Raw genomic sequence first — 6,907 nt, forward strand, 5'->3', positions numbered from 1 at the left:
TACTCCGGTGATGTTATGGGGGTCGAATTCTGGACCGATCCGGGCGCGACAGCTGCGACTTTGCCGAGCGGCCTTTCTCCCGATCCGAACTCGAACGGCCATGCTGTCATGATGTTCCTGGACTGGCAGTTCACCGCTCAAGACGACGAACATCTTGATCCCGCTCGCTATCAGTATCGGGAGGCGTTCGTCTTGCTCGACGCCATTTATCGGAACACCCCGGTAATGTGGTGTCCCTACATTTTTGTCGACAACGATGCCGCGCTGGCGCGAGGTTGGACGCAAGGCTTTCCTAAGAAGATGGGCAGCATTTTCCAAACGCGTACCTATGCAGCCGCAAGCCCGGCGGCCGCGCCGGTTGCGGCCGGTGGCCGATTTGGCGCGAGCCTTTCAGCCCACGGCCAGCGTCTGGCGGACGCTCGCATCACATTGCGGAAACCTGTCGAGAACGGATTGTCGCTGCTCAGCCGACCCACGGTCTTGCTGCGTTACTTCCCCAGGCTTGCAGCGGGATACCAGGACAAGCCTGCCGTCAACGAGCTGACAATGTTGATCACCGACAACCTTACTGTTGCCGAGGCATGGATTGGCGAAGGGGAGCTGATTTTCCCGGAGGCGCGCGGCGAAGAGCTGCACGTTCTCGCGCCGACCACCGTTGAGTCAGGGTTCCGCTATTCCCTGTCCTACTCCGTCACCGACCTCAAGATCCTTGAGGACCATACGTCCTGACGATCGGTGGGACCGACGTTCCGAACGGCGTTTTTCGTGCCCGCAGCTCTGGGAGCGCATGTGGCCTCCGACTGCAGCAGAAACAGACGAGACGAGGCATGGCCATCAAATCAATCGGCTGCCAGGTCTGGATAGATCCTCACTCAGGCGATGCGCCTCGCTCCGTTTGCTTTCGTCCACACATGGGAGGAGCCGCACAAGCAACAAATGGCGAGCGGAAATGAGGATACCGGTTCACATCTGGGCGTATGCCCTGCGGATATGGCTGGCGGCGGTGACCGCGCTCTATGCAGCGTTCTGGCTGCAACTGGGAGGCGCATCCTCCGCGACAGTCACAGTGGCGATTCTGGCGCAGCCAACCCGCGGGGCTGCGTTATCGAAGCCGGCGTACAGGCTAGCGGCGACCTTCATCGGCGCGACCATGTCGATCGTCATTGCCGGTCTCTTTCCCGGTGAGCGGCTCGGGCTGCTACTATCGTTCATTTGCTGGATATGTATTTGCGTCTTCGCCGCGAGCTATCTGCGCGGCTATCGCGCCTACGCCGCGGTCTTGTCCGGTTACACCGTGGCGATCATTACCGTCGCCAACATCGATACCCCCGCAAAACGTGTTCACAACCATGACAGATCGCGTGGCGGCGATAACGATCGGCATCCTTTGCGTGACCGTTATCAACGACCTCTTCGGTTCGCCGTCGGTATGGTCCGGATTGGATCGCAAGATAAGCGACATTTGGCACGACGTCCGCGAGTATGCGCGTGGGGTTTTGGGGAAAGGGCAGGAGGATCCCGAAAAGACCGGCGCGCTATTGTCGCAGATAGCGGGGTTGAGGGAAGACATCGATGTGGTCGGTTACGACATGGCGGACTGGCGCTATAGAGCGGCAGGCGCACGCAGCGCGATGCTCGCCCTCGTTGAGATGGTTTATCAGCTTCGTCGACTGAGCCTGTCCAAGTGCGACTGCCCCGTAACCGTCTCGGTCAGAGCTCAGTGTTTGGCCGCACTCGAGGACGAGGGATCGGACATCGACGATGCTTCTATCCAGGCTGCGAGAGTCGGAACTGTCGCGCCAAAATATCGTCGTGGGTGCGGTTGGTCAGGTTCAGCAGGCGATTCGTTTTGTCGAATCGAAACGCCTGTTCGATGATGGCATGTGGTCTTTGCGGGAAGGGCGGCCGCCCGCTCGCGACGTGCGGCTGCCTGACACCAAGGAATTCTTCTTCGCCCACAGAAACGCGTTTCGCATTGGTGTTGCTCTGTCAGCCGGCGCGCTATTTCTTGTGCTGGCAGGATGGCCAGCTCGGTCGCAGCCCTGACCATAACAGCCCTCTTATGTGCGCTGAGCACCACGGTGCCGAGCCCATCGAAACTCGCGATCGGAGCCATGGTTGCGTTCCCCATCGCCGCAGCAAGCGCCGGTTTTGTGCAGTTCTACGTTCTGACGGAATCGCAAGACTTCGTACTACTCGCCATCGCCATGGCGCCGATCCTGATCTTCGGCTGTTTGCTGAGCGTGCGGCCGCAGATCGCCGGGATCGGTTTCATCATGAACATTGAGTTCCTCGTCCTGCTCGCGCCATCCAATCCCCAGGTTTACAACCCACAGATCTTCTTCTCCGAATGCATCTTCGTGGCGTTCGCGCTCTGCCTGGTCTTCTTGGCAACGCGGTTGGTCTGGCCGGTATCCGACCTCGACAAGCAGCATGCGGTTGTCAGGGCGACAAAACGGACATTGGCGGCATCTGTGTCCGGTGACGAGGATAGCTCGCCCGCGCTGGGTTTCGCATTAGCCGGGCGGGTCGCAGATTATATCGGCTCGGCTGCCCCAGGGCGAGGATCCCGTCCGCACTTGCTTAGGGCTCTCCTTGCGACCAACGACCTGTCGCTTGCTGCGGCGTCGGCTCACCTTCATCTGGAGCAGACCTCGGACGACCCGGCAATCCGCTCAAGGATTGGTGTGTTGCAGCGCGTCCTGCGATCCGGAAGCAGTCGGCGGCTTTACGCGGCGGCGCGGTCAATTCTTCGGCACGCGCGCGGCAGGCAAGCCGAGTCCCATGAGCCGCTCATCGCCGTAGCCGCGGATCTCTGGGCCGCGGGATTGGTGCTGGAAGGTGAGCGGCGCCTGATACGACATTTTTGCGACGACAACTTTGCCAGGTAGGAGCCAGTTCGTGATGAGGAGAAGACGATTCGCAACCAATGTCCTGCGATATCTCGCCACGGGTGCGCTCGTCGTTGCTGCGCTCGTCGCCGCAAGGGACGGGTGGACGCTCTATGTGACGTCGCCATGGACGCGCGACGGCATGGTGCGCGTGCAGGTCGCAAACGTGGCGTCGCAGGTTTCGGGACAGATTGTCGAGATGCGAACCTACGACAACCAGCGTGTCCATAAGGGAGACGTGCTTTACGTCATCGACAAGTTTGATTTTCAGGTGGCGCTGGATACCGCGAAGGCGACTGTCCTAAGCCGTGAGGCTGACCTCGAGGTCAAGAAGGCTGAAGCCGGTCGCCGCGAGACTCTGTCCACGTCGTTCAGCTCGGTCGAGGAGAAGCAGACGTTCGACGGTTCAGCCAATATGGCCGCGGCTGACTATGCGAGCGGCAAGGCCTCGCTCTCGCAAGCTGAGACCAACCTTCAGAGAACCGACGTACGCTCTCCGGTCGACGGCTACGTAACAAATCTCCTGATGCGCGTCGGCGACTTCGCCCAGGCCGGCTCTTCCAACGTGTCGGTGATCGATGAGCACTCGTACTGGATTGATGCGTACTTTGAGGAAACCAAACTCGCCAGGATACATGTCGGTGATCCGGTCGAAGCGAAGCTGCTAGGGTACGATGCCCCGATCAAGGGCACCGTCGAGAGCATTACGGTGGCATCAGCGCCTCGAATGCCACAAGCAGCACACAAGGCTTGCCTAACGTCGATCCGATATTTACCTGGGTTCGGCTCGCGCAGCGAATTCCAGTGCGCATCAGGATCGAGCAAGTGCCGCCGAGGGTGCCGCTGGTTGCAGGAATGACCTGTAGCGTGTCGGTTGTCACCGGAAGGGAAGGTTCAGCATCGACGCTCGGAGCTGCAGGCTCCACCCTCTGGGTCAGCCAACTGATGGAGCTCCTATGAGGCCGCAAACCGAAATCGATCTTGGCGGCGTATTGGTCGACCCCTTCGTGCGGTATCTCTTCCTGGCATTGGTCATCTTGATCGCTGTCCGATTTGCTGTCGGCAGGCTGGGCCTGAGGCGGATATTCGCCAATCCTCCGCTCGCCGAAGCGGCGATCTACGTCTGCATCCTCGTTTCCCTCGTGGTGTTTTGGAACTGAGCGGCAGCCGGAACGGCGTCGCCTCATCCTGAACGAGGGCGTAAGCGTATTCGCATACTTTTGCAAATACGGGCCTTGGAGAGCGTCTGTCCCGGAGGATAAGGCGAGTCTCGCGGAAAGCTTCGCCAACCGTCCGAAAGGGGCCGAAAGGACATGGTCTGTCTCTGGCGCAGGGGGTAAGATGATCAAGGCCGGCCATGGAGCGAACTAGTCAAAGGACGGTGACGGAGCCGAGGAGGTACTTTCCAGCGGCGAGCAAGAGCTTCGCTTGCTGGTGGAGACGATTCCGGCGCTGGTGTGGCGCGCTGGGCCCGAGGGCAATGTAGCCAGTGTCGCTTGGCACTTGTATAGGAGTTTCTTTGTCAACGATCTTTTTGCATGTAGCTTCGTAGCCTTTTTCGATTTGAGGGCTGGTCGATTCACGATGATGCCGAGGGGAGCCTGCGAGCGGCGAGACAATGCTCTCGCGTACTTGTATGCGGCGGGTGCTCAGACCCAGCCATGATGCAGTAATGCGCATCGCGAGCAAGGCTCCGGGGCGGCGGCATATAGGTCAGCGGGGTGTTGTCGCGGCACCGCTCGGAAGCTGAATATGCCAGGTCGAGTATGCGAGGAGAGCGATGACTAGCAGGCTTACTAACCCGACCAGGACGGCTGCTCGTTTCATCTGCTTGACAAATAAAAATAAAATTTGCGACAGAACCCTCGCCGCCCTCTCTGTGCTATAATGAACTATCGGCGTTCGACCTCGACATCTGTCCCAAGGCCGACCGCAAGTCAGCGTGTGCAGGACGTATGTGCCGAACCACGGGCTCGAGCAGGACGCACCCGCCGCGCTTTCGTTACTGGATTGAAGAGCGAGGAGGATCAGCATGTCAGACCGTGTCGATATAGGCCCTCTGCAATTGGGCGAAAGGGCGCCCAATTTTGTGCTCGACGCGATTACCCGCGAGGGCAAGATCGCCATCGACGATTTTCGCGGCCAGAAACCGGTGCTGGTCGGACTGTATCGAGGCCTGCATTGCGCATTTTGCAGGCGCCATATCGCAACGCTTTCGCAGCTCACCCCAGCCCTCAACGGGAAGGGCATCGAAAGCCTGACAGTGGTCAACACGCCCATAGAGCGGGCGCGCCTTTATCTCCGGTACCATCCGATGCCGGGGCTGCTCGCTGCAGCCGATCCGGAGCGGGCTTCACACCGCGCCTTTGGATTACCGAATATGCAGATCACCGAGGACGAGAGCGCATGGCCGCAGAAGGTTTCGATGAGCGATGTGAAGTCGATGCAGGTCGATTTTCCGGACGACATGCCGGAGCCGATGGATCCGTTTGCGGCGCTCGAGTATCTGAACAAGAAAGACGACTACGATATCACTGAATCGGATCAGCAGATGATGGCGACCGGCATGGGACAGCTCGTCGGCCAGTTCCTGCTCGACCGCGACGGCGTCGTTCGCTGGACCTTCACCGAGGTTCTCGATGGCGGCCGCTACTTGTTCGGCGCCCCGACCGCGCAGGAGCTGATGTCGGCAGCGTCGCAGATCGGACAATAAGCGTGCAGCTTCGGTACGGGGCCTAGGTGCAGGATCACGCGCAAGAGGCGAACTTGCCAGCATTCCCGAGGCTGAACTGGATGCGCTTCTTCAGCGAACGCCATCGGCGGCGGATTAGCTTCTCGAAATCACCAATGCCGTATCAGTGCGTTCGAGTGGAGACCGGTAATTTCTCTAGGGTTATGCGGCTTGTAGTAAAGGCGGTTTGGGCTTGAACAACGAGGGCACCTGAGGTTCCGGCTCTCGAAATCTTGCACGAAGCCGATTACGGAGTTCGCCGTTTATTTCGGCTGTCCGAACCTGCATCAGCAAATGGGCACCGTGCTGAGACCAACACATCTGCTGCTTCTTTACCATCCGCTTGGCGACCAGCGAATTAACCGCAGATTCGGCAAGGGTGGTTGCAACACGCAGGCTGGCGCGATAGCGGGCTGCGTAATTGATGATGGCACCGCGGTTCGAGCGGACATAGGTCAGAAGCTGCGAACCGAGGTTGTGGAGGCGCAAGGCGCAGAGATTGTTTTCCCGCCGCAGGGGCTGCAATTGGCCGATGATCCTTTCGAGATCGCGTATCGCGCGATCGACGCGTCCGTGCCACAGACGCCACTTCACCGCCCTGATGTCCCTGTCGATGGTAGGAAGCGCCTCGACAAGATCAGACCGGGATCGAACCATATGATGCGATCTGTTGCATGGGCTGGACTTTCATGGCGATGTGGAACCAATCGATGATATGTTTTGTCGGCGTCGGCATGGCACGGGGTAGCCGCTTGAGGATTTCCGCGCCATCGGAGATTACCGTGACGTCCCCAAGACCGCAGTATCCCTCCTTTCCGAGGGCCTGCAGGCTGCCGATCCCGGATCTCGGACTGATCGGTGTTGCTGGTGACGAAATAGCGACCACCCGCATCGCCGCGCCCACCGCGCCCACATCGGGCGACGACGATCTCAAAGTTCCGAGCCATGGTCGGATCGGCACTGCGAATGTGCGCCGTGTCGACACTGATGACAAACTCCTGGAGTGAAGGATTTCAATGAAAGTCTGGTGCATGTTCCTCCTTGGATCTATCATGTCCCGCCGGACCGTTTTCATGCTCTGCATCATGCAGGCCGCGGGTTATGATCTCGACCGCCGGGTACATCCAGGCGGGGAGTGCCTGGATGTTTTCGCGACTGCCTGTGTGGGGTTTGTGACAACTTGCGGATTATAGCCCCGACCACCGTATCCAAATTTGATCGGTCATCCCGAAACCAATTGAGTGCCTGGATCACCCGCATCGCCGGTCGGCCCGCCCAAAAGGCC

8 protein-coding genes and 1 pseudogene are annotated in these 6,907 nt (G+C 59.5%); 8 read left to right on the top strand and 1 reads right to left on the bottom strand.

Features of this window, described 5'->3' with window-relative positions; genetic code table 11:
- The 7 genes and pseudogenes from AAAC48_RS07885 to AAAC48_RS07915 form a co-directional block, all read left to right on the top strand.
- On the top strand, positions 1-729 hold a 729-nt coding region (locus AAAC48_RS07885), incomplete at its 5' end, for an acetoacetate decarboxylase family protein (RefSeq protein ID WP_340653655.1).
- Between the two features lie 220 nt (positions 730-949).
- On the top strand, positions 950-1,609 hold the full coding sequence (locus AAAC48_RS07890; protein WP_340653656.1) for an FUSC family protein: 660 nt from the start codon (positions 950-952) through the stop codon (positions 1,607-1,609).
- Between the two features lie 152 nt (positions 1,610-1,761).
- A complete protein-coding gene (locus AAAC48_RS07895) occupies positions 1,762-2,046 on the top strand; it encodes a hypothetical protein (RefSeq protein ID WP_340653657.1) in 285 nt (94 codons plus the stop codon).
- Entirely contained in the window at positions 2,022-2,891 is an 870-nt protein-coding gene (locus AAAC48_RS07900; protein WP_340653658.1) for an FUSC family protein, read from the top strand. The genes AAAC48_RS07895 and AAAC48_RS07900 overlap by 25 nt, the downstream gene beginning before the upstream one ends.
- A gap of 13 nt (positions 2,892-2,904) precedes the next feature.
- Positions 2,905-3,851: pseudogene (locus tag AAAC48_RS07905) on the top strand (HlyD family secretion protein).
- Positions 3,848-4,051, top strand: coding sequence for a DUF1656 domain-containing protein (locus AAAC48_RS07910; protein WP_340653659.1), 204 nt, complete (start codon positions 3,848-3,850; stop codon positions 4,049-4,051). The pseudogene AAAC48_RS07905 and the gene AAAC48_RS07910 overlap by 4 nt, the downstream one beginning before the upstream one ends.
- Positions 4,052-4,923: 872 nt before the next feature.
- Positions 4,924-5,604 carry a peroxiredoxin-like family protein gene (locus AAAC48_RS07915; RefSeq protein WP_340653660.1) on the top strand — a complete coding sequence of 227 codons (681 nt, stop codon included), beginning with the start codon at positions 4,924-4,926 and terminating at the stop codon, positions 5,602-5,604.
- Between the two features lie 180 nt (positions 5,605-5,784).
- On the opposite strand, the gene AAAC48_RS07920 is transcribed toward AAAC48_RS07915, so the two are convergent.
- Entirely contained in the window at positions 5,785-6,279 is a 495-nt protein-coding gene (locus AAAC48_RS07920; protein WP_340653661.1) for a hypothetical protein, read from the bottom strand.
- Positions 6,280-6,332: 53 nt separating this feature from the next.
- Between AAAC48_RS07920 and AAAC48_RS07925 the strand changes: the two genes are divergently transcribed.
- Positions 6,333-6,629 carry a hypothetical protein gene (locus tag AAAC48_RS07925; RefSeq protein ID WP_340653662.1) on the top strand — a complete coding sequence of 99 codons (297 nt, stop codon included), beginning with the start codon at positions 6,333-6,335 and terminating at the stop codon, positions 6,627-6,629.
- Positions 6,630-6,907 lie beyond the last annotated feature (278 nt).

Source organism: Phyllobacterium sp. (genome assembly GCF_037994405.1).
Classification (GTDB): domain Bacteria; phylum Pseudomonadota; class Alphaproteobacteria; order Rhizobiales; family Rhizobiaceae; genus Phyllobacterium.

Excerpts from the sequence above, each read along its gene's own strand:
- AAAC48_RS07890 (WP_340653656.1), top strand. The coding sequence starts at position 950 with ATGAGGATACCGGTTCACATCTGGGCGTATGCCCTGCGGATATGGCTG.
- AAAC48_RS07895 (WP_340653657.1), top strand. The coding sequence starts at position 1,762 with ATGCTTCTATCCAGGCTGCGAGAGTCGGAACTGTCGCGCCAAAATATC.
- AAAC48_RS07900 (WP_340653658.1), top strand. The coding sequence starts at position 2,022 with ATGGCCAGCTCGGTCGCAGCCCTGACCATAACAGCCCTCTTATGTGCG.
- AAAC48_RS07910 (WP_340653659.1), top strand. The coding sequence starts at position 3,848 with ATGAGGCCGCAAACCGAAATCGATCTTGGCGGCGTATTGGTCGACCCC.
- AAAC48_RS07915 (WP_340653660.1), top strand. The coding sequence starts at position 4,924 with ATGTCAGACCGTGTCGATATAGGCCCTCTGCAATTGGGCGAAAGGGCG.
- AAAC48_RS07920 (WP_340653661.1), bottom strand. The coding sequence starts at position 6,279 with ATGGTTCGATCCCGGTCTGATCTTGTCGAGGCGCTTCCTACCATCGAC.
- AAAC48_RS07925 (WP_340653662.1), top strand. The coding sequence starts at position 6,333 with ATGATATGTTTTGTCGGCGTCGGCATGGCACGGGGTAGCCGCTTGAGG.